This is a genomic window from Bacillus sp. mrc49, assembly GCF_002803435.1.
In genome coordinates, this window is the sequence record NZ_PHNG01000443.1 from 1 (window position 1) to 302 (window position 302).

A 302-nucleotide genomic window follows, 5' to 3' on the forward strand; every position below is an offset into this window, starting at 1 on the left:
CAGGCGACTTACGATGCGATGTACGAAGCCTACAGCAAAATCTTCAGCCGTATGGGCCTGGACTTCCGTGCGGTGGATGCCGATACCGGCTCCATCGGCGGTAGCGCCTCACACGAGTTCCAGGTACTGGCCGATAGCGGTGAAGACGATATCGTGTTTTCCACCGGTTCCGACTTTGCTGCCAATATCGAACTGGCAGAAGCGGTTGCCCCGGCTCAGCCACGTGCGGCAGCCAGCGAAGAACTGCGCATTGTAGATACGCCGAATGCCAAGACCATCGCCGAGCTGGTAGAACAATTCCA

At 57.6% G+C, this 302-nt stretch carries 1 pseudogene; it reads left to right on the forward strand.

What is annotated here, in order from left to right:
- Positions 1–18 precede the first annotated feature (18 nt).
- A pseudogene (locus CVN76_RS02690) lies at positions 19–302 on the forward strand (proline--tRNA ligase); the annotation flags it as partial.